The sequence below is a fragment of the Dinoroseobacter shibae DFL 12 = DSM 16493 genome (assembly GCF_000018145.1).
Taxonomy (GTDB): Bacteria; Pseudomonadota; Alphaproteobacteria; order Rhodobacterales; family Rhodobacteraceae; genus Dinoroseobacter; species Dinoroseobacter shibae.
Window position 1 is genome coordinate 2379874 of record NC_009952.1, and the last position, 25124, is coordinate 2404997.

At 62.7% G+C, this 25124-nt stretch carries 20 protein-coding genes and 1 tRNA gene; 7 read left to right on the forward strand and 14 right to left on the reverse strand.

What is annotated here, in order from left to right:
- Window positions 1–67: 67 nt before the first annotated feature.
- The 9 genes from DSHI_RS11475 to DSHI_RS11515 all read right to left on the reverse strand — a co-directional run bounded on the left by DSHI_RS11475 (window position 68) and on the right by DSHI_RS11515 (window position 11303).
- Entirely contained in the window at window positions 68–487 is a 420-nt protein-coding gene (locus tag DSHI_RS11475) for a secondary thiamine-phosphate synthase enzyme YjbQ (RefSeq protein WP_012178925.1), read from the reverse strand.
- A gap of 49 nt (window positions 488–536) precedes the next feature.
- Window positions 537–998 carry a hypothetical protein gene (locus DSHI_RS11480; RefSeq protein ID WP_044027820.1) on the reverse strand — a complete coding sequence of 154 codons (462 nt, stop codon included), beginning with the start codon at window positions 996–998 and terminating at the stop codon, window positions 537–539.
- Between the two features lie 255 nt (window positions 999–1253).
- Window positions 1254–1694, reverse strand: a complete 441-nt coding sequence (locus tag DSHI_RS11485) for a hypothetical protein (RefSeq protein WP_044027822.1) — start codon at window positions 1692–1694, stop codon at window positions 1254–1256.
- 33 nt (window positions 1695–1727) lie between these two features.
- Window positions 1728–3722 carry an RNA polymerase sigma factor RpoD gene (gene rpoD, locus DSHI_RS11490; RefSeq protein WP_012178928.1) on the reverse strand — a complete coding sequence of 665 codons (1995 nt, stop codon included), beginning with the start codon at window positions 3720–3722 and terminating at the stop codon, window positions 1728–1730.
- 121 nt (window positions 3723–3843) lie between these two features.
- Complete coding sequence (gene dnaG / locus DSHI_RS11495) at window positions 3844–5796, reverse strand: DNA primase (protein WP_012178929.1); 1953 nt, start codon at window positions 5794–5796, stop codon at window positions 3844–3846.
- Window positions 5797–5851: 55 nt separating this feature from the next.
- Window positions 5852–6430, reverse strand: coding sequence for a sarcosine oxidase subunit gamma (locus tag DSHI_RS11500; RefSeq protein WP_012178930.1), 579 nt, complete (start codon window positions 6428–6430; stop codon window positions 5852–5854).
- Window positions 6423–9365, reverse strand: a complete 2943-nt coding sequence (locus DSHI_RS11505) for a sarcosine oxidase subunit alpha family protein (protein WP_012178931.1) — start codon at window positions 9363–9365, stop codon at window positions 6423–6425. Before DSHI_RS11505 ends, DSHI_RS11500 begins: the two co-directional genes overlap by 8 nt.
- On the reverse strand, window positions 9362–9625 hold the full coding sequence (locus DSHI_RS11510) for a sarcosine oxidase subunit delta (protein ID WP_012178932.1): 264 nt from the start codon (window positions 9623–9625) through the stop codon (window positions 9362–9364). Before DSHI_RS11510 ends, DSHI_RS11505 begins: the two co-directional genes overlap by 4 nt.
- 427 nt (window positions 9626–10052) lie before the next feature.
- The gene (locus DSHI_RS11515) at window positions 10053–11303 is read right to left on the reverse strand and encodes a sarcosine oxidase subunit beta family protein (protein ID WP_012178933.1); all 1251 of its coding nucleotides are present in this window, start codon (window positions 11301–11303) and stop codon (window positions 10053–10055) included.
- Between the two features lie 307 nt (window positions 11304–11610).
- On the opposite strand from DSHI_RS11515, the gene DSHI_RS11520 reads away from it, so the two are divergent.
- From DSHI_RS11520 to DSHI_RS11530, 3 genes are read left to right on the forward strand one after another with little or no spacing between them, the layout of a single operon-like run.
- The gene (locus DSHI_RS11520) at window positions 11611–13272 is read left to right on the forward strand and encodes a TadE/TadG family type IV pilus assembly protein (RefSeq protein WP_012178934.1); all 1662 of its coding nucleotides are present in this window, start codon (window positions 11611–11613) and stop codon (window positions 13270–13272) included.
- The gene (locus DSHI_RS11525; protein WP_012178935.1) at window positions 13269–13793 is read left to right on the forward strand and encodes a TadE/TadG family type IV pilus assembly protein; all 525 of its coding nucleotides are present in this window, start codon (window positions 13269–13271) and stop codon (window positions 13791–13793) included. Before DSHI_RS11520 ends, DSHI_RS11525 begins: the two co-directional genes overlap by 4 nt.
- Window positions 13794–13802: 9 nt before the next feature.
- The gene (locus tag DSHI_RS11530; RefSeq protein WP_012178936.1) at window positions 13803–14357 is read left to right on the forward strand and encodes a hypothetical protein; all 555 of its coding nucleotides are present in this window, start codon (window positions 13803–13805) and stop codon (window positions 14355–14357) included.
- Here DSHI_RS11530 and DSHI_RS11535 read toward each other — a convergent pair.
- Window positions 14354–14863, reverse strand: a complete 510-nt coding sequence (locus tag DSHI_RS11535; protein WP_012178937.1) for a hypothetical protein — start codon at window positions 14861–14863, stop codon at window positions 14354–14356. The two genes, DSHI_RS11530 and DSHI_RS11535, sit on opposite strands and share 4 nt — an antisense overlap.
- Window positions 14863–15492, reverse strand: a complete 630-nt coding sequence (locus DSHI_RS11540; protein WP_012178938.1) for a TetR/AcrR family transcriptional regulator — start codon at window positions 15490–15492, stop codon at window positions 14863–14865. Before DSHI_RS11540 ends, DSHI_RS11535 begins: the two co-directional genes overlap by 1 nt.
- Before the next feature lie 399 nt (window positions 15493–15891).
- Here DSHI_RS11540 and DSHI_RS11550 point away from each other — a divergent pair, with 399 nt between their 5' ends.
- The 4 genes from DSHI_RS11550 to DSHI_RS11565 all read left to right on the forward strand — a co-directional run bounded on the left by DSHI_RS11550 (window position 15892) and on the right by DSHI_RS11565 (window position 20190).
- On the forward strand, window positions 15892–17178 hold the full coding sequence (locus DSHI_RS11550) for a homoserine dehydrogenase (protein ID WP_012178940.1): 1287 nt from the start codon (window positions 15892–15894) through the stop codon (window positions 17176–17178).
- Between the two features lie 125 nt (window positions 17179–17303).
- Window positions 17304–18275, forward strand: coding sequence for a class II fructose-bisphosphatase (gene glpX, locus DSHI_RS11555; protein ID WP_012178941.1), 972 nt, complete (start codon window positions 17304–17306; stop codon window positions 18273–18275).
- A 1-nt stretch (window position 18276) separates the two neighbouring features.
- Window positions 18277–20034, forward strand: a complete 1758-nt coding sequence (recJ, locus tag DSHI_RS11560; RefSeq protein WP_012178942.1) for a single-stranded-DNA-specific exonuclease RecJ — start codon at window positions 18277–18279, stop codon at window positions 20032–20034.
- Window positions 20035–20115: 81 nt separating this feature from the next.
- Window positions 20116–20190 (forward strand) — tRNA-Glu (locus tag DSHI_RS11565).
- 300 nt (window positions 20191–20490) lie between these two features.
- On the opposite strand, the gene DSHI_RS11570 is transcribed toward DSHI_RS11565, so the two are convergent.
- The 3 genes from DSHI_RS11570 to DSHI_RS11580 all read right to left on the reverse strand — a co-directional run bounded on the left by DSHI_RS11570 (window position 20491) and on the right by DSHI_RS11580 (window position 25046).
- Window positions 20491–21021: a DUF2478 domain-containing protein gene (locus tag DSHI_RS11570; RefSeq protein WP_012178943.1), complete on the reverse strand. Its 531-nt coding sequence runs from the start codon at window positions 21019–21021 to the stop codon at window positions 20491–20493.
- A complete protein-coding gene (locus DSHI_RS11575; RefSeq protein ID WP_245533002.1) occupies window positions 21018–22226 on the reverse strand; it encodes a molybdopterin molybdotransferase MoeA in 1209 nt (402 codons plus the stop codon). The genes DSHI_RS11570 and DSHI_RS11575 overlap by 4 nt, the downstream gene beginning before the upstream one ends.
- Window positions 22227–22373: 147 nt before the next feature.
- Complete coding sequence (locus DSHI_RS11580) at window positions 22374–25046, reverse strand: molybdopterin-dependent oxidoreductase (RefSeq protein ID WP_012178945.1); 2673 nt, start codon at window positions 25044–25046, stop codon at window positions 22374–22376.
- Window positions 25047–25124 lie beyond the last annotated feature (78 nt).

The following is a 25124-nucleotide window of genomic DNA, read 5'->3' on the forward strand; positions in this document are numbered from 1 at the left end:
ACCTGCCGTATCTTGTGTGTAATCTGGGCGACACAGGCGCGAAAGTGACTTTAATCCCGCGTCCCGGTCAGCGCAGGAGCGCCACGATCTGCCGGGTCTGCGGCCGGTCGCGATGCTCGACGACATAGATCCCCTGCCACGTCCCCAAGGCCATGCGTCCGCCGATCACCGGGATCTGAAGCGATGTGGGCAACAAAGCCGCCTTGATATGGCCCGGCATATCATCAGGCCCCTCATAGGTGTGGGTGAGATACGCCATGGATGGGTCGGTTGTGGGCGGCACAAGACGTTGAAAAAATTCGGTCAGGTCCGTGCGCACCTCCGGGTCCGCGTTCTCCTGAATCAGGAGCGAGGCGGAGGTGTGCTGGATATGCAAGGTGAGCAGGCCCTCTGCCACGTCTTGTGCTGCGATCCACGCCGCCACGTCGCGCGTGATCTCGGTCAGGCCCGGCCCGGAGGTGTCGAAGGTAAAGCACTGATGGGACATGGTGCTGGTCCAGAAGGGCAAAGGCCAAGCAAAGGGCCGCAGCGCGGCATCAGTCGTCGCGGCGCCGCTTGTTCGGAGGTTCGCAAAAAGAAAGGCCGGAATTCACGCTGCGATGCTCCCCAGCCTTGCGCGGATTTATCGTCAGACCCGTCGGCGGCAGGCTGCCGGATGCCGATCTCGGAACGATCCCGAACAGAACGCTTTTCGCACCGGAGCGCGTGGCGCTTGCTCCTTCGGGTCGTACGATGACGAGCCGATCAGATGGACTGGCGCCCAGAAACCGCTTGGAGAACTCGGCCGCCGCACAAAAATACTTCGGCCCCGACGCGCCCGGCTTGGCATACACCTCGACAACGGCCTCCGGCTCTGCGCTTAGGACCACGCCAAACTCGTTAATGGCACGATACGGCGTGTCTGGCGTGTAGCGCTCTGCAAGCTCTCGCGCACCTGCCGTCGAGACACCGCCCCCGAACAAAATCACCATAATAAAAGCCAGCAAATTGCGGGGCATGATTTCTCCTCCTTCGGGCAGATGTGGCGGTGGTCTGCCGCCCATGTTTGCGACAGCTTACATGCCGCATTTCCGAGCGAAAACCCTCAGGGGAGAGTAATACCCGCGGCGGCGAGCACCATGAAGGCGCCGATCAAACACAGGAGTCTATGGGTCTGGGTCACAGGACGTCCTCACATCAGGTGCAACGCAACCTACGCGGCAAGTGCGCAAAAGCCAGTGTGCAACCCGACGAATGCTCGGCAGCTACGCATTTCAGGCGCAAAACTGCCGAGAAACGACTATCGAACGGCTTTCCCCGGTTTGGTCGATACGAGGTGCTGAAATATTGGTCGTTTCGGAATCCGCGACTTCCGCAGCAGGGACCAACTCGAACCCCACCGCGCGACGGTTGTCTTGGGTCTGGCTGGGCCCGAGTTCTGCAATCACGCGCACGTGGTCCCTGGTTTCAGCCCGCAAGACCGCCTCCGCGTAGCGTGCGGCAGCACAAAAATATCCTCGCCCCATGGCCCCGGGGGTGTCCAGAACCTCGAACCTGCCAGGGCCATTTCCCAGGGGCACCACCTTGTGCCCGTTGGGCGCCGAGTAAGGGCGCTGTGCACTGACGGAGGGGCTGGGGATACGATCCCTGACCGTGTAGAGAACCAGCGCCAGAACGGCGATGCCCAAAACGAACAAGATCGTTTTGCCGCTCATCTCACATGCCTTCCGCCAGCCGCGGCCAAGCCTTTACTGGTCCAGGAAACTGCGCAGCTTCCGGCTCCGGCTGGGATGCTTGAGCTTGCGCAGCGCTTTCGCCTCGATCTGCCGGATGCGTTCGCGGGTCACGCTGAACTGCTGACCAACCTCTTCGAGCGTATGGTCGGTGTTCATCCCGATTCCGAACCGCATGCGCAACACGCGTTCTTCGCGCGGGGTCAGCGAAGCCAGCACCCGGGTCGTGGTCTCTTTCAGGTTCTCCTGAATGGCCGAGTCCAGCGGCAGAACCGCATTCTTGTCCTCGATGAAGTCCCCAAGCTGGCTGTCTTCCTCGTCGCCGATGGGCGTCTCCAGGCTGATCGGCTCCTTGGCGATCTTCATCACCTTGCGCACCTTTTCCAGCGGCATTTGGAGCTTTTCGGCCAGTTCCTCCGGTGTCGGCTCGCGGCCGATCTCATGCAGCATCTGGCGCCCGGTGCGCACCAGCTTGTTGATCGTCTCGATCATATGCACTGGGATCCGGATCGTGCGCGCCTGGTCCGCAATGGACCGGGTGATCGCCTGACGGATCCACCAGGTCGCATAGGTGGAAAACTTGTAGCCGCGGCGATACTCGAACTTGTCGACGGCCTTCATCAGGCCGATATTGCCTTCCTGGATAAGGTCCAAGAACTGCAGGCCGCGATTGGTGTATTTCTTGGCAATGGAAATTACGAGGCGCAGGTTCGCCTCGACCATTTCCTTCTTCGCCTGCCGGGCCTCCTTCTCGCCTTTCTGCACCTGCTGCACGATGCGACGGAACTCGGTGATGTCCACGCCGACATAGGTGCCGACCTGGGCCATGTCCGAGCGCAGCTCTTCGATCTTGGTTGTGGAGCGTTCGATGAAAGCCTGCCATCCGCGCCCGGGCTTTTCGGCCATACGCTCCAACCAGGTCGGGTCCAACTCGTAGCCGCGATAGGCTTCGACGAACTCGCGGCGGTTGATCCGCGCCTGATCGGCAAGCTTCACCATGCTCGAGTCGATGGCCATGATCCGACGGTTGATCCCATACAGCTGGTCGATCAGCGCCTCGATACGGTTGTTGTGCAAGTGCAACTCGTTGACGAGGAGAACGATCTCGGCCCGCAGCTTCTGGTAGTTCGACTCGTCCTCGACCGAGAAGCTCTCATCCTCGTTCAGCGTGGCCGAAATGCGCAGATCCTGCATCTCGCTCAACTGTGCATAGTCGCGCGCGATCAGGTCGAGCGTCTCCAGCACCTTGGGCTTGAGGGCCGCTTCCATGGCAGCGAGGGACATGTTGGCCTGATCGTCCTCGTCGTCTTCATCGTCGGTCTTGGCAATCGGGTTGCCGTCCGCGTCCAGTTCCGGCTCGTCGGACTTCTCTGACGGGGCGGCCGGGCTGTTGGCTGCCATTTCCACGACACTGGAACTTTCTTCGTCCTCGTCCATGGCCCCACCCATGGTGGCCTCCAGGTCAATGACGTCCCGCAACAGGATGTCCTCGGACAGCAGTTCGTCGCGCCAGATCGTGATCGCCTGAAAGGTCAGCGGGCTCTCGCAGAGCCCCGCGATCATGGTATTCCGGCCCGCTTCGATCCGCTTGGCGATGGCAATCTCGCCCTCGCGGCTCAGCAGTTCGACAGACCCCATCTCGCGCAGATACATCCGGACCGGGTCGTCGGTGCGGTCGAGCGTCTCCGACGAGGAGGTAGAGACCGCTACTTCGCGGGAACTGGAGGATTCGACGACCTGCGTCGATGCATTCGCGGGCGCATCGCCGTCCTCGGCCTCGTCTTCCTCGATGATGTTGATGCCCATCTCGGACAGCATGGACATCACGTCCTCGATCTGTTCCGAGCTGACCTGATCCGGCGGCAGAACCTGATTAAGCTGATCGTAGGTTATGTAGCCGCGCGTCCGGGCTTCGGCGATCATCTTTTTGACCGCCGCTTGGCTCATGTCGAGCATTGCCTCGGCGTCCTGGTCATCGGTCTTGCGGTCGTCAGTGTCTTTGGCGGCCATTCAGATTTCCTTGATTAAGGGAGCGTGCCGGTTTCGCGGGTTCCCACCCAAAAACGAATCAGGTCCAAAGTGATTCGCGCTCTCCACTTTTACCCGTGTTTACTTAACTTTCCGTACGGGGTCAGCCCCCGTTCGATCGTCCTTTTGCAAAGCTGATCCCGTTTAACAGGTTATCAAGGGCATTTCGCTCGTCCCGACTGATTCGTGCCCCGTTGTCGGCAATGTCGTACTCGGTCGTGTCAGTTTGCGAGATGCGTCCAGCCGCCTCCCGCGCTTCGGCCGCCTGTCCCAGCCGCCATGTGAGATCCTCATCGGCCACGGAGGCGAAATCCTCGATTGCGTCTTCCATCTCTCGCTGCCAACCGGTCCGCGCAGCCAATTTTGCGAACCCCTCGGCGACGGTCATGCGCGCCACTTCGGGATCGCAGCCCGGCCGCAGCGAAGGTGATATTGTCACATGGCGCTCCGAAAGGATCGCTTCAAGGGTCTGAGCGCAGCTTGTCCCTTCGAGCGAGATCTCCGGCGCATCTGGGTCCGGCATCATGCTGGCCAAACGCGCAGCCATGCGGGCGAAGGCCTCGGTTCCGAACCTGTGGTCGAGAAGATCGCTCTCGAACTCCGCGATCAAACCGGGATGGGCACAGAGCGTGGCAAGGATAACGCTCTCCTGCAGCAGGTCGTCACGGTCGGCAGTGACGAGGGCTGAGCTGCGCGTGGTCTGTGTCGGGCCCTCTTGCCCACGCTTGCGCCACGGGCCGGCAGGCCCCGAACGCCCCTTGCTCGGCCCATAGCCGAAGAGCGCGTCCAGCCGGGTTTTAACTTCCTGGCCGTAATGCTGCTTGATGGTGGGGTCGGTGATCTTCGCCACGGCCTGCCGCAGCGCCTTGCCCAGCGCGGCCTTGCGCTCGGGACTGTCGAACACCTTGCCCGCAGTTTCGCGCTGCCATAGCAGCTCTACCATGGGCTTGGCCTGATCCAGCAGGGTCGCCATGGCCTCCGCCCCGCCAGCGCGGATCACGTCGTCGGGGTCCTGTTTCTCCGGCAGGATGCAAAAACGCATCGACTTGCCCGCGGTGATCAGCGGCAAGGCAAGATCCACGACCCGCTGACCCGCCTGCAGGCCTGCGCGGTCCCCGTCCAGCGCGAAGACCGGCTCAGGCGAGATCCGCCAGAGCAACTCGAGCTGCGGCTCGGTCACCGCCGTGCCCAGAGGCGCCACCGCCCCGGCGAACCCGGCCTCCGATAGGGCAATCACATCCATGTAGCCCTCGGCCACGATCAGCGGGGAGGACTTGCCTGCCGCCTCCCGGGCCCGGGCATGGTTGAAGAGCACCCGGGACTTGTCGAAAAGCTCGGTTTCCGGGGAGTTGAGGTATTTCGCACCGTCTTCGGGGTCCATGGCGCGGCCGCCAAAGGCGATCGCCCGGCCCCGTGCATCCCGGATAGGAAACATGATCCGGTTGCGAAACACGTCGTAGGGTCGACCGCCCTCCTTGCGGGACGGCTTGGCCAGCCCCGCATCGAGTATCAGGTCCTCGGCCACGCCCTTGCCGCGCAGATGGTCCCACAGATGTTGCCATCCGTCGGGCGCAAATCCGATCTCCCACCGCGCCTGCGCCTCTTCCGACAACCCGCGGCGCACCAGATAGGCGCGCGCCTCCGCCGCCGCGGCGGTTTTGAGGTTGAGACGGAAGAACTGAACCGCCTGCTCGGCGACCTCGCTGAGTTGCGTGCGTCGGTCCGCCTTGGCGGCCGCTTGCGGATCGCGGGCGGGCATCGGCATTCCGGCTTCGGCGGCGAGGATCTCCACGGCTTCCATGAAGCCCACATTCTCGGTCTCGCGCACGAAGGAGATCGCGTCCCCCTTCGCGTGACAGCCGAAGCAGTAGTAGTACCCCTTGCGATCATCGACGTGGAAGCTGGCTGTCTTTTCCTGGTGGAAGGGGCACGGGGCCCACATGTCGCCCTTGCCCTGCTGGGATTTGCGCATATCCCAGATCAGCTTGCGCCCGGCCACCTGCGCCATGGAGACGCGGCTGCGCAGCTCGTCAAGGAATCCCGGTGGAAGGCTCATGCTCCATCATATCGGGCGCTAGGGGGGGCAAGTCCAGAGCCACCGCGCGATGATTTCACGGCGCAGCATCTCCGGTGTCGCGGTCACGCGCGGCACGCGCGGCCACGGACTTCATCGCTTGAGATAATTTGTCGAGGGCCGTCAACCGCATGGACCGCATAAGCCAGATCTCCACTGCAGCGGGCAGCGCAACCAGCAAGACCGCCATATGAGCGAGTTCTGTGCGCGCCGTCTGGCCCTCCGTAAAGGCTGTGTCCCGCAGATCAAGCGGCGTCAGCCGTGCAAGCACCTCGCGGGCCTGCGACCCGCTCAGCCGCAAAACCACCCAAGCGTCCGACTGATCCGTGAGCGCGGCCTCGCCGCACAACAGGTCAAGCGGTGGCACCTCGCCCACCAGGAACGCTGTGTCCCGCCCTGCCCAGAGGACACGCAAGTCTTCAAAGTCGGCCGATCTCCCCGGCTCCGGGAAGGGTATCCCGGTCAACTGGGCCAGTTTGGTAGAGACCGCTTGCCCCGCGCCGGGATAGGGCTGTACCGACATGACGGTTCCAACCGCGACCTCGGTCAGCGCGACCGTTCCGATCTTTACCGCGGGCAAAGGACATGCGGGTGCGAGTGAAGCGGGGTCAGCCACGGGCGCGCCCTCCGTCGGGATCAAAGAACACGGGATCCGTCACCTCACACTCAGTGGTCACCCCCCGCAAGTGATCGATCATCATCACCCGCTGCCCATGCCGTGCCCGACCTCGGCGCAGGAAGCCGAGCCCAATAGGCGTCTGTAGCGTCGGTGAGAAACACACGCTAGTCACGTAGCCCTGGTCGGTGACCCGCACCGCCTCTGCCCCGGGCTCGAACAGGTGCGCCCCGGCCAACAAAGCGGTCCGCCCGTCGCAGGGCCGCAGGCCCACAAGTTGCTCCCGGTCTGGGTCGGTCAGGCCCGGGCGCTGACTGGCGGTCTTGCCGATGCAGTCCTTCTTGGCTGACACCATCCGCCCCAGCCCGACATCGTCCGCGGTGACGCGGCCGTGGATCTCCGCATGGGTCACGAACCCCTTTTCGATCCGCAGCACGTTGAGCGCCTCCATCCCGTAGGCTCCGCCGCCCATGGCCTCGGCCCGGGCAACCAGTTGCTCGAACAGCGCAGCACCGTAGCGGGCCGGGATAGCGACTTCATAGGCGTGTTCTCCCGAGAACGAGATGCGGAACAAACGACCACCCACACCCCCCAACCGCACCGCCCCACAGGCCATGAACGGAAAGTTGGCATTCCTCACCGGCGCGTCCAGCAGATCGTTGAGCAACGCGCGGGCTTGCGGCCCCGCCACGGCGAATTGCGCCCAATTCTCGGTGACGGAGGTAAAGCGCACCCGCATCGTCGGCACCAGGCATTGCTGCACGAATTCAAGATGCTGCATGACCTTGTGCGCTGCGACGGTTGTTGTTGTCATCACATAGTGCCCCGGCCCGAGACAGGCTGTCGTGCCGTCATCCATCACATGCCCGTCCTCGCGCAGCATCACCCCGTAGCGCACGCGCCCCGGTTTCAGGGTCGAGAAGGTGTTGGCATAGACCAGGTCGAGAAACGCCCCCGCATCGGGGCCCTGCAACTCGATCTTGCCGAGGGTGGAGACATCGCACACCCCGACCGCACTGCGAACATGGCCGACCTCCCGGTCGCAAGCTTCGCGCCAGGTCGTCTCGCCGTCTCTGGGGAAGTAGCTCGGGCGATACCACAGACCGGCTTCGACCATGGGTGCACCGCGCGCGAGGCTGCCTGCATGAGACGTGGTCAGCCGCTCCGGCGCGAACCCCTTGCCCTGCGCCCCTGCGCCCAGCGCGGCGAGGGAAACGGGCGTATAGGGCGGGCGGAAGGTGGTTGTCCCGGTCTCTGGGATGCCCCGCCCCGTGGCATCGGCGAGCACCGAAAGCGCCAGCACATTCGACACCCTGCCCTGATCCGTGGCCATGCCTTGGGTGGTGTAACGCTTCATGTGCTCGACGCTGGTCATGTTCTCGGACGCGGCCTGTCGGACATCCTTGACGGTCACATCGTTCTGGAAGTCGAGCCAGGCTCGGCCCCGTGCGCCCTTGGCACCGTCGACCGCATAGATCGGCGAGAGGACGTAAGGCGCGTCATCTGCCTGCGGGATGGGCATGGAGGACGGTGCCAGCTCCAGCGACTCCAACGCCTTGCGCGCCCGGAACACTCCCGATTTCAAGGCTCCATGGGTGGAAAACACCCCCGCGGCCGCCCCGGCCACATCGAGACCTGGCACCGCCCCAGGCGTAGGCACGAAAGCATGCAGCGCAGGGTTCCAGGTGGGGCGCCCGTACATGTGGCAGGTCAGATGCAGATTCGGGTTCCAGCCGCCAGAGACGCCAAGGGCGTCCACCTCGATCTGCCGCCGTCCGTCCGGGCCATCGACGGTGATCCGGCGCAGGCCATGGCGGCCCCTGGTGTCAACCACGCGTGCCTCCCGGAAAACCGGGTAGTCGCCCTCGGGCGTCTCGGCGCGGGTATCCACCACGGCAGCCACCTCGACCCCGCTGGCGACAAGGTCCCGAGCCGTGCGGTACGCATCGTCATTGTTGCAAAAGAGCGCCACGCGCGGCCCCGGCACAGTGCGATAACGGTTGGCGTAGGTTCGCAGGGCTGCGGCTGACAGGATGCCGGGACGGTCGTTCATCGGAAAGGCGATGGGCCGTTCGGACGCGCCGGCGCACAGGATCGCGCGCCGCGCCGAGATGCGCCAGAAACACTCCCGCGGCAGGGCGGGCGCCGGGTCGGCCAGGTGCAGGCCCACCCGCTCCAGCGCTCCGTAAATGCCGCCGTCATAGGCCCCGGTCACCGTGGTGCGGGTCATGACCCGGACCCGCCCACTCGTCACCAACTCCGCCACTATCCGGCTCACCCAATCCTGCCCTGAGGCCCCGTCGACTTCCTCCTGCTCGGAAAGGAGCCGCCCGCCACAACGGTCACCCTCCTCTGCCAAGATCACATCCGCACCCGCCCGGGCCGCGGTCAGGGCCGCCATCAGCCCCGCAGGCCCGGCGCCGATCACCAGCAGGTCGCAATGGGCATAGGCCTTCTCGTAGGGCTCGGTGTTGGTCTGACCCGACAGGGCACCCAACCCTGCCGCCCGCCGAATTGCGGGCTCATAGAGCTTTTCCCAGAAGCTGCGCGGCCACATGAAGGTCTTGTAATAGAACCCCGCCCCGAGGAAGGGCGCCGCCAGATCATTCAACGACAGCAGGTCGAGGGTCAGCGACGGCCACCGGTTCTGGCTGGTGGCGTAGAGACCCTCAAAAAGTTCGGCCTGCGTCGCACGCACATTCGGCACCTGGCGCGCGAATTTGCCCACCTGCACCAAAGCGTTGGGCTCTTCGGAACCCGCCGACCAGATGCCCCGGGGGCGGTGGTACTTGAAGGACCGAGCGACCAGCTTTACCCCGTTCGCCATCAAAGCCGAGGCCAGCGTGTCCCCCGCAAACCCGCCCATCCAACGGTCGTCGAACTGAAAGCGCAGCGGCGTGTCCCGGTCGATCAGGCCCGCACCATCGAGCCTCATGGCGCAACCTTTTCCGAAGCGAGGGTGACCGCTCCGATCTCGTGGGTGACGGTGTTGCGCTGCACATGGAGCCACGCACCACAGCCTAGCCCGTGATACCAAAGCTCTCCGGTTTCGCCTGCCGGATTGTCCCGGAGATGTAGGTAGCTATCGAGCGCCTCCGCATCGCCGGGTGCAGGGCGGTCGAGGTAGGTCTCGTGCCCCAGATAGGTGAATTCCCGAAGGTCGCGATTGCCACAAAGGGGACAGGGAATGCGCACGTCGCTTGCCTTTTCGGTTGCACCTCCCGGGTACTAAAGCGCGGCCGAAGCCGCGTTACAACATCGTCGCGACACGGAATGGAAAGGTTTGCCACGTTGTGGAGAAAAATGCGAGGCGGACACGGACCGCGCGACGGTCAGCCCGTTGAAGCTGCGCTGGCCTGCGTGCGGGACCATGGCTGTCGTAGATTTTCAGCGGAACCACGGCTTGGAGAGCTTGCCGCCAGGGCTTTGACCGCGCTCCCGGGCTTTCGCAATGCCAGCGACTTCAATGGTACGGCTCTCGGTCGATCGACAACAATGTGCCGGGATGCGCCACAGATGGCGCGTTGAGGATCTGCGGGTTACTGAAGTCCGTCGACGGACAATTCGACATCGATTTTACGCGCACGGATATGGCGGGGCCGGGCCAGTGCCGATCCTTGGCTCAGTGTAGATTGTGCTGACTGCCCGTGGCTTCCTCGTCGATCAGGTGCCCCGTGCGGAACCGGTCGAGCCGATAGCGTCGAGCGATCTCGTGTACCGTATCCGTGGCCATGAGATGCGCCATGCACCAGCCTGAGGCGGGCACTGCCTTGAACCCGCCATAGCACCAGCCCCCGTTGACATAGAGCCCTTGTACGGGGCTGTGGTCGATGATTGGCGAGCCGTCGGGCGTCATGTCCATGATCCCGCCCCAGGAGCGCAGCATCTTCGCCTTGCCGATCATCGGCATCAGAGTCATTCCCGCCTCAACAACGTGCTCGGCCATCGGCAGGTTGCCGCGCTGCGCATAGGAGGCGTAGAAATCCAGGTCCCCGCCAAACACCAGACCGCCCTTGTCGGACTGGCTGATATAGAAGTGACCCATGCCATAGGTAATCACCTGGTCGATGCATGGTTTCAGCCCTTCGGTCACGAAGGCCTGCAGGATGTGGCTCTCGATGGGCAGACGGAAGCCCGCCATCTCGGCCACCTGCCCCGAGCGACCCGCCACGACCATGCCGACCTTGGGGGCGCGGATCTCCCCGCGCGTGGTCTGCACGCCCTGTACAGAGCCGTTCTCGATCAGAAATCCGGTGACTTCGCAATTCTGGATCAGGTCAACACCACGCTGGTCGGCTCCGCGGGCATAGCCCCAGGCGACAGCGTCGTGGCGCGCGGTCCCGCCGCGCTTGTGCCACAGCCCGCCATAGATCGGATAGCGGGTCTGGTCGAAATCCAGATAGGGCACCTCGCGGCGCACACCCTCCCGGTCCAGCAGGATCGCATCGTCACCCTGGTTGATCATGGCGTTGCCGCGGCGGGCAAAGGCATCGCGCTGCCCGTCGGAGTGGAACAGATTGATGATCCCGCGCTGGGAGTGCATCGCGTTGAAGTTCAGATCCGTCTCCATCCCCTCCCATAGCTTCAAGGAATGGGAATAGAACTCGGAATTACCGGCCAGCAGGTAGTTGGCACGTACGATAGTGGTGTTACGGCCGATATTGCCGCTGCCGAGATACCCCTTTTCCAGCACCGCAACATTGGTCATCCCATGATTGCGCGCAAGGTAATAGGCCGTGGCGAGCCCATGCCCGCCACCGCCGATGATGAGCGCATCGTAGGCGGGCTTCGGCGCGGGGCTGCGCCACAGCAGGGGCCAACCCTTGTTGCCCGAGAGCCCTTGTTTGAGAAGTTCCAGCGCGGAATAGCGCACCCTGCCCTCGCTCGGTTTGTCTGCGGTCCGGTGTCCGGCCGCGCGGGTACCTTGGGCCGCCTGGCGCAGGTTCCGCAGGATCACAGTCCCTAAACAACCTGCGAACTGCAAGCTTCTGACGCGGCTTAACCGCAAATTCATGATCCACGGTGCAAGTTGGGATCGCCTGTCGGGCGGCGCGAAACGTTCAAACCCGGCACAGACTCCTTTGTTTGAGCCGAGTTGTGCCAAGCTTCTGCCCGATTTCGGGGTGACATTGTGGGGTGAGCTTCTGCGTCCGGAATGGGCGCGTGCCAATAGGTGTCCCATGCGTAAAACCGAAACAGATCAAAAATCCGTCCCTTCCCGGCCCAGTGCCCTGAAACTCGTGATCGCTTTCTGTCGTGACGAAGCAGGGGTTCTGACGGGGTTTTCGCTTTATATCTTCATCCTGATGATGATGATCGCTGGCCTGACCATCGATCTGATGCGCTACGAGGCTGTGCGCACACGGTTGCAGGCCACCTCGGACCGGGCCGTTCTGGCCGCAGCGGATCTTGACCAGACCACCAACGCCAAGGCGGTTGTCGAGGACTATTTCGCCAAGGCGGGTATGTCCCAGTATCTCGATGGCGTGCAGGTTTCCAAAGGGCTAAACTTCAAGGAGGTGGAGGCGCAGGTCAGTGCGACCATTCCGACCTGGTTCATGAACATGTCCGGCATCGAAACACTGGATGCCTTCGCCCGCAGCAAGGCAGAAGAGCGCATCCAGAACATCGAAGTCTCCCTCGTCCTCGACATCTCAGGATCCATGGGGTGGGACGGCAAGCTGGCGAACATGCGGACAGCTGCTGACCAGTTCGTCCGGACCATGATGGCCGGCAACGACAACGTGGCAGCGGATGGCACCGGACTGACCTCGGTCTCGATCATCCCCTATCATGCAGTGGTCAATGTGCCGGATGAGCTACTGGACGAGTACGCGGTCTCCACGCAACAGACGGTTTCGAACTGTGTGCGGTTCACGGCGACGGATTTCCAGTCGATTTCGATCGACCGGACCAAGACGCTCGACCGGCTGGCCCATTTCGACCGCAACAATAGTAATCTCCACACCTTCAACGGGGACCGGCTCATCGGTCGACCGTGGTGCCAGGTGGGCACCTATGGCGCGATTCTGCCTTGGTCGACCAGCGTTACGGACCTGACCAACAAGGTGGCGGAGCTTGGAGCGAGCGGGAATACGGCCACGGATATCGGCATGAAATGGGCAGCGGCCCTGTTGGATCCCGGTACCCAGAACATCGTCGATGACATGATCGACGGAGGTCATCTGGAGGCGGATCTCGCCGGGCGGCCTGTGCTTTACAGCGACCCCGAAACAATCAAGGTCGTGGTGCTGATGACAGATGGGGAAAACACCTCGCAATACGATCTGAAGAACGAGTTCAAGGGAACAATGTCGCCTGTCTGGTGGGACGAGGCGAGTGACAGCTATTTCGTCTACTTCCAGAACCGTGCGAACAATGACAAGAAACCCTGGTGGAACGTCGGGCGCACTCCGGAGAGCGACACCAACGGCAACGACTCTGACAAGGGGTCCTGGGAGTGGGAGCTCGGGGAGCCCTCGGCACGGCAATTGAGCCATGCGGAGCTCTTCGGGACGTTCAGCGTGCGCTTCATCTCGGAGTTCTTCTTCAGGGTCAAGAACGACAACCAGAAGACCATCCGCGAGAAATACCGCAACGCTGTCACCAGGTATACTGGCAACAGCACGGCGGACGGATACACCGAACAGATCTGCGACCAACTCAAAGCGCAAGACGTCGTGATCTTCACGATCGGCTTCGAGGCGCCGCAGCGCGGACAGGATCTGATGCGCTACTGCGCGTCTTCCTCGGGGCATTATTTCGACGTGGAGGGGGTCGAGATCTCCGAAGCCTTCAGCTCGATCGCGAACACGATCCAGCAACTTCGGTTGTCGCTATGATCCGGGGCTTCCGTAAATTTCTGTGTCGTGACGAGCGGGGCACCGCAACGGTCGAGTTCGTGATCGTCTTCCCGCTGATCATTGCGGTTTTCATGTCCACCTTCGAGGCAGCGATGCTGACTGCGAAATACACCATGATGGAACGGGCGTTGGACATCACGATCCGGGAGTTGCGGCTCAACGCGAACACGCCCCTGAGCGAGTCGGATGTGAAGGACCGCATCTGCAACGAAACGCTGCTTATCTCCGATTGCCGGTCCACCATCGTTGTCGAGATGACGACGATCAACCCGCCCGTCTGGAGCTGGCCCAACACCCGCGCGGCCTGTGCCGACAGGATCAACAACACGCTGCCAGTCGTCACTTACACGCAGGCACAGGCCAACAGACTGGTTCTCGTTCGGCTCTGTACCGTGGTGGACCCTTGGTTCCCGCTCACTGGTCTGGGTCTGGCCCTCTCGAAGGATGCCAGCGGCGGCTACCAGATGACCACGGCCTCCGCTTTTGTGGCCGAACCCTAGGAGAGCGGCATGAAATGGTTTCTTCTCAAAACCTTACGATCCCGGTTCGCCCGGGACGAAAAGGGACTGGTGATCGCCGAATTTCTATTTGCCATGTGCTGGTTATGCTGGTGGTACGTGGCCAGCTTCGCGATCTTCGACGGGTTCCGGCAGTACAACGCCTCGATCAAGGCGACCTACACGGTAGGTGACATTCTCTCGCGACAGATGCTGGTCGTGGACCGGAACTACCTGGATGGGCTGCGCGGACTCTACGAATACCTGATAAAGTTCGGCAGCGACGCAGACTTGCGCTACACATCGTTGAAATGGGTTGCCGACGAAAACCAGTATGAGGTGCACTGGTCTTATGCCACCGGCGATCGCACCGCGCTGACGACCGCAGATCTGGTTGCGATGGAGAGCAAGTTGCCGCTGCTTGTGGATGGAGAGCACATCCTGCTGGTCGAAAGCTGGTCGATCTACCACACGCTGTTTCGCGTCGGGGTGCGCAACGGCCTCGAGTTCAACAACTATATGGTCACGTCGCCCCGGTTCGCCGCCCGTGTGGATTACAGAGGCTAGGAGGCTGTGCGCTGTTCCAGGATCAGGGCGATGGCCTCGGACATCATGTCCGCCTGCGCCTTGTGCGTCGCTCCGCCAACTCCAAGGAACGGGCCCAGCCGCCAATAGAGACCTGGCGCCCAGCATCTCTGCCCGGGCACCTTGAGACGCAGCAGAAAGCCATTCGAGGGCTTGAAGGCAAACACCCCGCGATTGACGCTCGCGATCTCGTCGAACCCGCACAAAAGATCCTCGCCGTTCCGGTAAAGACCATCATCGCGCAATTCGAGCCAGTGGCGCGTTGCCGCCTGGGTCCGAATGGCCAGCCAGACCGTTCCCGCCAACATCGCTCCGAGAAACAGGGTCCAGACCAAGTCCCCAGGCGGATGAACCAGCAGAACGAAACCCAGCAGAACCGCAAGGAGGTACAGGATCACCACCGAAAAGACGCGTTTCACAGCGCTGGTTTGCAAGACCAGCACCACGGGCCTGCGGATATCCTCGTCTGTATCTCCTGCGCCGTCCATCAAGACACCGCACGCACCGCGGCGATATCCGATGGTATCTCCCCGGAAGTCACGGTCTGGTGCACCAAAGCAAGATAGATCCGCTCCACCTCCTTGCGGTCAAGCCGACCCCCATCCCGGAACCAAGTTGTCAGCCCCGTCAACATCGCAATCAACGCCATGGTGGCGAGCTTGGTATCGGGCAAGGCGAACTGCCCGCTCCGATGTCCCCGTTTCAGAATTCCCTCCAGCAAGGCCTCATAGCTTCCGCGTTGCTGCGCGATATGGGCGAAATTCTCCGGTGTCAGGTTGCGCAGCTCCATGTAGGAGATGAACACCGCCTCCGCGCGATCGAGGTGGAAAGTGATGTGAAAGCGCGCGAACCGGTCCAGTGCCTCTGTGGGATTCCCGTCGAGATCGACCTCCGCTACGGCATCGAGCAACTCTTCCATATGGACCCTCATCAGGTCGAAGAGCAGCGATTGCTTGTCGGAGGTATAAAGATAAAGCGCCCCGGCCTGCACGCCGACCTCGCGCGCGATCTGGCGCATCGACACGGCCGCGTAGCCATGGCGCGCAATCAGGCTCTGCGCGGCGGCCCGTACACGGGGCCCGGTGATTTCCGAATGCGAACCTGTTTTCCGTGCCATGGCGAAGAGGCTATATGAACAGATGTTCAGTTGACAGGGATTTTTTCCGCTTTCGGGGCACGGACAACGGCACTAGCGTACGGCTCATGCGCCTGCCCTTTCTTTCACTTATCGGACTGATCCTGCTAGCTGGCTGTTCGGACCTAAGATTCCTCGACACTGCCATCTCCGAGGCCGCGTTGGCTGCAGAGGCGCCGGAGCTTGCTCCATTGTCGGAACTACCGATTGCGGTTTCGACAGGCACCGCAGATACCGATCCGACCGAGGCACTTCTGGCGCGGGGGGCCGCGCTGCGCGAGAGGGCCGGACAGAACCGGTAAACGCTTCTCGTTGCACCTGACTTCGCGATTGATTACGAGGGCGCAAACCATGTTTGGCCATTACTGACGGAGCCTGCCCATGTCGTCCCCTCTTCGCCTTGGTATCGCCGGGCTCGGCACGGTGGGTGCCGGTGTGGTCAAGATCATCTCGCGCAAACAGGAGCTTCTGGCCGCGCGCGCTGGACGTCCCATCGAGGTCACCGCCGTGTCAGCGCGCAGCCGCGACAAGGACCGAGGCGTGGATATGTCCACCTATGGCTGGGAGAATGACCCCGTAGCTTTGGCGCGGCGCGATGACGTCGACGTGTTTGTCGAGTTGATGGGCGGCGAGGACGGCCCGGCCAGGAACGCAACCGAAGCGGCGCTGGCGGCGGGTAAGGACGTGGTGACCGCCAACAAGGCGATGCTGGCCCATCACGGCCAGGCCCTCGCCATGGCCGCAGAGGACGCCGGGCGCGTGATCCGCTTCGAGGCGGCGGTTGCCGGCGGAATTCCGGTCATCAAGGCGCTGACCGAGGGGCTGGCCGGGAACGAGATCACCCGCGTGATGGGTGTGATGAACGGCACCTGCAACTACATCCTGACCCGGATGGAGGCCGAGGGGCTCGGCTACAACATCTTGTTCGAAGAGGCCGGGAAGCTGGGCTATCTCGAGGCCGATCCGACGCTCGATGTGGGCGGGATCGATGCGGCACATAAGCTGGCGCTGCTGGCCTCCATCGCCTTCGGCACAAAGGTGGATTTCGACGGTGTGGAGTTGGAAGGGATCGAGCAGGTTACCCTTGAAGATATCCGGCATGCGGCCGACATGGGATTTCGGATCAAGCTGCTCGGCGTAGCCCAGCGCAGTGGTCGCGGGCTGGAGCAGCGCATGCGTCCCTGCCTTGTGCCGGCAAGTTCCCCGCTGGGGCAGTTGGAGGGCGGCACGAACATGGTGGTGATCGAGGGCGACCAGGTCGGACAGGTCGTGCTCCGCGGGGCCGGCGCTGGCGAAGGTCCGACCGCCTCGGCGGTTCTATCGGACATCATGGACATCGCGCGTGGCGACCGAATTTCCACGTTCGGCCAGCCGGCCTCGGGCTTGGTAACGCCGATCCGGGCACAATCCGCGGTGGCGGCGCCCTACTACCTGCGGATGGAGTTGGAAGACAAACCGGGCGCCTTGGCCAAGGTTGCGACAGTCCTCGGGGATTCGGGCGTGTCCATCGACCGGATGCGTCAGTACGGGCACGAATCCTCCTCTGCGCCGGTGCTGATCGTGACCCACAAGGCAGCTCGGAACGCCGTGGATGCCGCGCTCGAGGCATTGCCGAAGACAGGCGTCGTTCTCGGCACGCCCGTTGCTCTGCGCATCGAAGCAGTTTGAGCCTGCCCTGAATGTGACCTGATCGCACTTTCCTGCCGGTCCCGCGCCGGTGGCGCTTTCCAAGTCGGGACCGCCCCGGTATCCATGCACCAGCCGACGACGTTTCTGTTGATGAAGGATATCCGATGAACGCCCCTGCCGATTTTTCCGACCGCATGCTGTCTCTGGGACTCGCGCGGGTGGCCGAACAAGCCGCGCTCGCTTCTGCAAACCTTATCGGTCGCGGGGACGAGAAGGCGGCAGACCAGGCAGCCGTTAACGCCATGCGCGACCAGCTTAATCTGCTCGACATCAACGGCGTCGTGGTGATCGGCGAAGGCGAGCGGGACGAAGCCCCCATGCTCTATATCGGCGAGGAAGTGGGCACCGGCACCGGCCCCGCGGTCGATATCGCGCTCGACCCTCTGGAAGGCACAACGCTGACCGCCAAGGATATGCCCAATGCCCTGACGGTGATCGCCATGGGGCCACGCGGCTCGATGCTGCACGCGCCGGACGTGTACATGGACAAGTTGGCGATCGGCCCAGGGTACCCGGTGGATACCGTGACCCTGGCCATGAGCCCGGCGGAGCGGGTGCATGCCCTGGCCAAGGCTAAGGGCGGCGGAGCCGAAGATATCACAGTTTGTGTTCTGGAGCGCCCGCGCCATGAGGACGTGATCGCCGAGATCCGCAGCACGGGTGCCGCCATCCGGCTGATCACCGACGGGGACGTGGCGGGCGTGATCCACTGTGCCGAAGCCGCGATTACCGGGATCGACATGTATATGGGCTCCGGCGGGGCCCCCGAGGGCGTGCTGGCCGCGGCGGCGCTCAAATGCATGGGCGGACAGATGTACGGCCGTTTGCTTTTCCGAAACGACGACGAGATCGGGCGCGCCCGCAAGGCCGGGATCGAGGATCTCGACCGGATCTACACACGCGACGAGCTGGTCACCGCAGATGTCATTTTCGCTGCGACAGGTGTGACCGACGGCTCGATCGTGTCGGGAATCAAGCGCGAGGTGGGCTACTTGACCACCGAGACGATCCTGATGCGCTCCAAGACCGGGTCCGTGCGGCGGATGATTTACCGGAACCCGACCTCCGCGACCTGACGTGACCGATGGTCCCGCGTTTCTCGGCGTCGAAAGCTCGCTCACCGGACGCCGCTGGATCGGGTTGAGCCCGGACCAGGACCGCGCGGCGGAGCGGCTTGTGCAGATCACCGGCTTGCCGGATGCCGTTTGCCGCACGCTTGCCCGGCGCGGAGTGGCCCCGGAGGAGGCCGAGGATTTCCTAGCCCCTACCCTGCGCGCGCTGCTCCCCGATCCACGCTCCCTGCGGGACATGGAGCGCGCAGCCGCCCGCGTGAACGCAGCCATCGCGCGGAATGAACGGATCGCGATCTTTGCCGATTACGACGTGGACGGAGGCAGCTCGGCCGCCCTGCTGATCGACTGGTTGCGCGCGCAGGGCCGGACGGCAACGCTTTATGTCCCGGACCGGATCGACGAGGGCTATGGCCCCAACATCCCTGCCATGGAGGCGCTTGCCGACGCACACGACCTGATCATCTGCGTCGACTGCGGGACCCTGTCCCATGACCCGGTGGCGGCGGCGCAAGGGACGGATGTGGTTATTCTCGACCACCACCTCGCGGAGGAATGCCTGCCAGCGGCCCATGCCGTGGTGAATCCCAACCGGCAGGATGAGGATGGCAGTCTCAGCCACCTTTGCGCGGCGGCGGTGGTGTTCCTGCTGCTGGTCGAAGCGAACCGGCAACAGCGCGCGGCAGGTCAGCCGGGACAGGACCTGATGGCGCTCCTTGATCTGGTGGCGCTTGCGACAGTGGCCGATGTCGCGCCGTTGTCGGGTGTTAATCGGGCCTTCGTGCGGCAGGGGCTGACGGTGATGGGCCGACGCGAACGCCCGGGCCTGACCGCACTGTCCGATTCCGCCGGACTGGACAGGGCACCCAGTTCCTACCACCTCGGTTTCGTGTTGGGGCCTCGGATCAACGCAGGTGGACGGATAGGGGCGGCGGATCTCGGAGCGCGGCTTCTGGCCACCCGCGATCCGCACGAGGCGGCTGCCCTCGCTGAGCGGCTAGAGAAGCTCAACGCTGAGCGGCGCGATATCGAGGCCCAGGTAAGGGCCAGCGCACTGGAGCAGGCCGAAACCCGGGGCCTGAATGCACCGCTTGCCTGGGCCGCCGGCGAAGGCTGGCATCCAGGCGTGGTCGGCATCGTCGCTTCTCGCCTGAAAGAGACCGCCAATCGGCCAGCCATCGTGATTGGCCTTGAGGGTGACGAGGGCAAGGGATCGGGTCGGTCAGTACCCGGCATTGACCTCGGCGCCGCCATCCAGCGTTTGGCACATGAGGGGCTGCTCCTGAAGGGTGGTGGGCACAAGATGGCCGCGGGCCTGACGGTGCGCCGTGATCTTCTGGAACCGGCCATGGCGCGGCTGTCCGAACTACTCGCAGCGCAAGGCGCGGATCGGTTGGGTCCCAAAGGGCTGCATGTCGACGGCGTACTCAGCCCCCGCGCGATCACTACGGAGCTGATCACCCGGATCGAGGATGCCGGTCCCTTCGGCGCTTCTGCCCCGGCACCCCGCTTTGCCTTGCCAAGCGTCACGATCAGATATGCCAAGCCCGTGGGTGAGAGCCACCTCCGCTTCAGTTTCGCGGGGCCCTGTGGCACCCGAATGGACGGCATCGCCTTCGGCGCGTTCGATACCCCGATCGGCCCTGCCCTTTCCCAATCCGCACGGGGCACGTTCCATCTCGCCGGGCGATTGGAGATCAACAGCTGGGGCGGACAGCACAAGGCCCAGCTGCGTCTGGACGACGCTGCTGCTGCCGAGGCCTAAGCCGATAGCATCGGCAATAAACCTGCATTTTTCGCTTGCGCGCACGGCACGGTTTGCCTAGTAACCCCCCACGTTCCTGATGGCCCGTTCGTCTATCGGTTAGGACGCCAGGTTTTCAACCTGGAAAGAGGGGTTCGATTCCCCTACGGGCTGCCACTTTTTGATAGTTCAATCCCCTCCCATGCGGCCACTCGATCGAGTGGCGAGCATGATTTTTGGTTTCGCGACGCGCCCGATGTGCTGCATTTGGCTGTCTTGTCTGAACCTCGGGCGCAAGACCTGTCGTCTCCGCGATCTCGGCTGGCGGACATGACGACTCCAAGCGGCTTTTCTGGCGAAGCGCAGCGGCTGCACGAGGCACAGGGTTCATCTTGGTCGGACAGAAAATGTCTCCTTCCCCGTAGCAAGGACAGGTCGCACAGGAGCGGATTTCACCATGCAGGCAACCTGTGCTGGTTACGCCGCAGAAGCACAGTCTGGGTGAATAGCGTCGAACCAGTGCAGCGCAGCCTCCAAGCTCATCGCGAGATCAGCTGCCGCCCCGGCCCCGAATTCCGACCAACTCTCGACATAAGCGGGTCGAACGGCGGTCAGCACCGGTATGTCGAGCGCGAGAGCCCTGATCATAAGATCCCGAAATCCGCGTCCTTCGCTTTCACCGCGACCGAACCGGTTAAGGATCAGCAGGTCGGGTCCCTTTTCCAGCTCTTGCTCCAGAAATGCGGAACACTCTGCCAGGGCTCCGGGGTGCAAGCGGCAACCCCGCGATCCGTTACCCAGCGGTTGCGAGATGCGGAATGTCCGATTGGAACCGAACGTGGTGAGGTCCATGTCGGCGCAATGACATTCGCCGCCAGCCTCACCCCGGGTTTGCACCACGCCGCAGACCACGAAGCCGCGTTGCGTAAACGCCTCCGCGATATTGCTGAAAAACGTGTCGATATCGCCGTGATCGAAATGGACGGCAGCAAGAGGAAAGAAACTCATTGGGGATTTCCTTTGTCGCAGAAAGGATGCCAGGCAAGCGCCGTGCCCGCCGTGATCCGAGAGGTGTTCGGTGGCACGATGGCCAGCCCATCTGCCTCAGCCAGCGGTAGCAGTGTGGCCGAAACGCTCTTGCCGAGCCGCCCAAGGATTGGACAGCCTGCAGTGTCATGGCCGACAAGCCGGACCGGAAACACCTCCGCCCGCCCAGCCTTGCGGGTCCAGTCGAACCCTGCAACGGCCGGAACAGGCGCAAAGGCGGTCTGCCGCGCGCCCAGCAGGCGTAGCAGCTGCGGCAGCACGAAGAGATGAAAGCCGACATGCACCGCAAACGGGTTTCCCGGAAGGCCTGTAAAGCCCGCCGCACCCAATTGGCCGAACATCACCGGTTTGCCGGGCTTGATGGCCACACGCGAGCCCTGCACCGTGCCACCCGCCGCCTCCAGAGCGCCACGGATGTGATCCTTGCCGCCCATCGACACCGCGCCCGAGGACAGGACGAGGTCAAACCGCGCACCGATCCCGCCCAAGGCGTCAGCAGTCGACCGCGGATCATCGGGCAAGATACCCAGGTCGCTGACCTCTGCCCCTGCCTGTCGCGCCAACGCCAGAAGCATAGGCCGGTTGGCATCCGGGATCTGGCCAGGCGCACAGGGGCCCGCACAAAGCTCATCGCCGGTTGAGAACACGGCGACACGGGGGCGGCGAACGACCTCGATCTCATAAATACCGTTGGCCGCCAGCAGGCCGATGTGGTGAGCATCGACGTACTTTCCCGACGCGATGAGGCTTTGACCCACGAACTGATCGCTGCCGGCACGGCGAATATTCGTTCCCGGCGCGGGGACTTGGGAGATATGGACCTTGTGCTGCTTGTCGATGCAAGCCTCGACCATCACGACTGCATCGGCACCGGCGGGCACCGGCGCACCGGTGAAGATGCGGACCGCCGCACCCTCGGGCAGACGCATGGGCGCATCGCCTGCGGCAACCGTGGCGCCAACCGGCAGGCAGCAGCGATCCGCCAGATCCGCGCAGCGCAGTGCGAACCCGTCCATGGCCGCGTTGTCGAAAAACGGCATCTCGCGCGGGGCGTGCACGGCGCGCCCAATGGTTCGGCCAAGGGCCTCCGACAGGCTCACTCGTTCGGTTTCTTCGATCGGTTTCACCAACGAGATGGCAAGATCGCGCGCTTCTGCGACGCTCATCATCTCCATGCTTGCAGAAAGGCTGTCGCAGCCACAATCGCCGGGAACGGGAGCAATGAACATCTTCCAGGACCTCGAAATTTCGAAAGAATGGCAATCATTGAGAGGGCCGGGCAACCGGCCCACTCGAAGCGTATCTGAGTGCGCTTATCTCGGCGCGTCGGCGGCGTTCTCCATCAGATAGTCCATGACCAAGGCCGCCTCGTCCCCCTCCAGCCCGGCACGCGGGAACATCGAAGGCGTGATGCCGCGCCATTGCTGCTGGGTGAAGTGGGTCACTTCGCGCGGCGCGTGACAGACCGTGCAACGTTCGAAGTAGATCTTCTCACCGGGCCCCAAATCTGCCAGGAGTTTCTCGGTCAGATCATAGATCCGATCGAGGCCCAGCTTATCCTCGTCGATCGCAGCCAGTTCGTAATTCTCGATGATCGGAGGTTTTTCATATGCCATGTTCGGACCCTCGGGATCCTCGCATTTGCGCATGTAGCACAGAGTCGTATTCGCCGTGGTCGCTTGGGCGACGCCCGAAGACCGCTGCGTCGAGGTAAGGAAGTTGACCAGCCCCGAGTTGCACCGACCCTTGCTGTCGAGCTGCGGCCATGCCCCCTCGTAGATCGAGACGACTCCGGGCATGATCTCATCGCTGACTACGGCGCCGGCAATGACTGTGCCCCGATCGTTGTAGAGCTCGACCAAGTCGCCATCCTCGATTCCGCGTGACGCGGCATCTTCGGAGTTGATCCGCACCGGTTCGCGACCCTGCACCTTGTAGAGATTGCGCAAGTTTTCCGACTGGTCCATCTGGCTGTGCAGGCGGAACCACGGGTGGGGCGAGACAACGTGCAACTGGCCTTCCTTGGCGTTGCCAAGATACTCGTGTTTCTCCATCCAAATCGGCATGCCGGGCATGTCATCGATCTCGAGTTTCGCGAAGTCTTCGCAGAACATCTCGATCTTGCCCGATGTCGTGTGCAGTGGGTTTGCTTCGGGGTCGCTGTAGAAATCACCGTGACGGGTCCATTTGCGGGCCTCTTCGGGCACTTCTTGACGGGCGAATCCCTTTTCCCAGAACTCCTCGAATGGGGTATGCGCAGAGGCGCTGGATTTCTCGTAGGCAAGCTTGATGTGATACATCTTGTCTTCACCATCAGTGAATTGCATCCAGAGGCCAAGCTTGTCAGCCAACCCTTCGAAGATTTCGTAGTCCGGCAGGCTCTCGCCCACAGGCTCGATGACCTTCTTCATCGCGTAGACCTTGTCATTGGAATAGGTGCCGCCGGAGCTGATATCGTCCTGTTCCAGGGTGGACGCCGCAGGCAGAACGATGTCACACCAACGGGTCGCCGCAGTCCACCACACGTCCACACTGACAACGGTTTCCACCTTCTCCAGCGCCTTGATCAGCCGGTTGGTGTCCTGCTGGTGAGACATGAAGTTGTTGCCCGCGTTGAAGACGACCTTCACATCCGGATAGGTGTGGGTGTTCCCGTTGTAGAAAACCTCTTTGCCGGGGTTCTCCAGCATGTCGGTGATCCGGCTGGCCGGGCAGACGGTTTTGACGAAGTTCCGACCCTGAGACAGTCCTGCGGGGTTGGATTTGCCAGAGGCCGGCATACCGCCGTTGCCATAGTGCCAGCTGAAGCCCACACCCTGGCCGGGTTTGCCGATCTTGCCGGTAAGCGCTGCGAAGTTGATTATGGCCCAGTGGGTCATCTCGCCGTGCTGGGCACGTTGAAGCGACCAGGCGCCGGCGATTTCGGTGTTTGACTTCGCGAAAAGCTCTGCCATCTCACGGATCTTCTCAGCGGCGATGCCGGTGATCTGCGCAGCCCATTCAGGTGTCTTCTCGACGCCGTCGGTCTCTCCTTTCAGATAGGCGACCCACTTCTCGGACCCAACGGTATACTTATCCATGTAGGCCTTGTCTTCGAGGCCCATCACCAGAACATGGTTCGCCATGGCACAGAACAGCGCCACATCTGTGTTGGGCACGATCTTGACCCATTCGGCATTGAGATAGTCATCGGACGCCGTTTTCTGCGGGTTGATCGAGATGAACTTGACGCCGGCATCGCGAATGGTTTCCCAATGCGCATACATCCCGTGGTCGGCCACGCGGTACTCGACCCGGTTGTTCTTGATCGGGTCACAGCCCACCAGCACGAATACCTCGGTGTTGTCGCGGATGGTCTCCCACGCGGATTGCGTGGAATAGACTTCCATGTCGCCGATGATATGCGGCAATGCCACCTGGGACGCCCCCGCCGACCAGTCACCTGCCGTCACTGTGCAACCGCCGATCAGGTTCATCAACCGACCCTGCAGCACGTTGGGACGGAAGGTGCCCGCGTTGGACCAACCGCCGTAGGACGAAGAGAAAATCGTCTCGTTGCCATGGTTGGTCGCCGCGTCGAGAAGGGCTTTGGCGGTCAAGCTCCAGGCGGTATCCCAATCGACGCGGACATATTCTTCTTTGCCACGCAGTTCAGGTTTGATGTCGCCGGTCTCCCAACCTTCGAGATAGGATTTGCGCACCATCGGGTAGTTGATGCGAGACTTGTCATAGGTCCGGTCGATGACGCCAGTGGTCAACATTTCGGTCGGCCGGGCATCGATATCCATTATGGTATTCAGACCCACGAGCTTGCCATCGCGCACAACGCCCTCGAACGGGCCATAATGCGTTGCATGGAAGACCCGGCTGTCGAACGAGTTCGGGTCGAGCGCGGCGAATGCTGTTGTGCCCAACAGATTGGCACTGCCGAAAAGGGCGGCACCGCCCTTGATAAAAGCGCGGCGGGTGGGTTGCGTGAGTGACATTCTGGCCTCCTGAGGATGCGGACTGGGCCAACCTTATGTTCCGGCAACTGCGCAGACCTTGATCCGCCGCAGTTAGGA

Bases quoted from the DNA above. Each gene is read 5' to 3' on its own strand.
- DSHI_RS11485 (WP_044027822.1), bottom strand. From the start codon at position 1,694: ATGAGCGGCAAAACGATCTTGTTCGTTTTGGGCATCGCCGTTCTGGCG.
- DSHI_RS11535 (WP_012178937.1), bottom strand. From the start codon at position 14,863: ATGGACGGCGCAGGAGATACAGACGAGGATATCCGCAGGCCCGTGGTG.
- DSHI_RS11520 (WP_012178934.1), top strand. From the start codon at position 11,611: ATGCGTAAAACCGAAACAGATCAAAAATCCGTCCCTTCCCGGCCCAGT.
- DSHI_RS11540 (WP_012178938.1), bottom strand. From the start codon at position 15,492: ATGGCACGGAAAACAGGTTCGCATTCGGAAATCACCGGGCCCCGTGTA.
- DSHI_RS11505 (WP_012178931.1), bottom strand. From the start codon at position 9,365: ATGAGGCTCGATGGTGCGGGCCTGATCGACCGGGACACGCCGCTGCGC.
- dnaG (WP_012178929.1), bottom strand. From the start codon at position 5,796: ATGAGCCTTCCACCGGGATTCCTTGACGAGCTGCGCAGCCGCGTCTCC.
- DSHI_RS11550 (WP_012178940.1), top strand. From the start codon at position 15,892: ATGTCGTCCCCTCTTCGCCTTGGTATCGCCGGGCTCGGCACGGTGGGT.
- DSHI_RS11575 (WP_245533002.1), bottom strand. From the start codon at position 22,226: ATGAGCGTCGCAGAAGCGCGCGATCTTGCCATCTCGTTGGTGAAACCG.
- rpoD (WP_012178928.1), bottom strand. From the start codon at position 3,722: ATGGCCGCCAAAGACACTGACGACCGCAAGACCGATGACCAGGACGCC.
- DSHI_RS11580 (WP_012178945.1), bottom strand. From the start codon at position 25,046: ATGTCACTCACGCAACCCACCCGCCGCGCTTTTATCAAGGGCGGTGCC.
- DSHI_RS11530 (WP_012178936.1), top strand. From the start codon at position 13,803: ATGAAATGGTTTCTTCTCAAAACCTTACGATCCCGGTTCGCCCGGGAC.
- DSHI_RS11570 (WP_012178943.1), bottom strand. From the start codon at position 21,021: ATGAGTTTCTTTCCTCTTGCTGCCGTCCATTTCGATCACGGCGATATC.
- DSHI_RS11475 (WP_012178925.1), bottom strand. From the start codon at position 487: ATGTCCCATCAGTGCTTTACCTTCGACACCTCCGGGCCGGGCCTGACC.
- DSHI_RS11480 (WP_044027820.1), bottom strand. From the start codon at position 998: ATGCCCCGCAATTTGCTGGCTTTTATTATGGTGATTTTGTTCGGGGGC.
- glpX (WP_012178941.1), top strand. From the start codon at position 17,304: ATGAACGCCCCTGCCGATTTTTCCGACCGCATGCTGTCTCTGGGACTC.
- DSHI_RS11525 (WP_012178935.1), top strand. From the start codon at position 13,269: ATGATCCGGGGCTTCCGTAAATTTCTGTGTCGTGACGAGCGGGGCACC.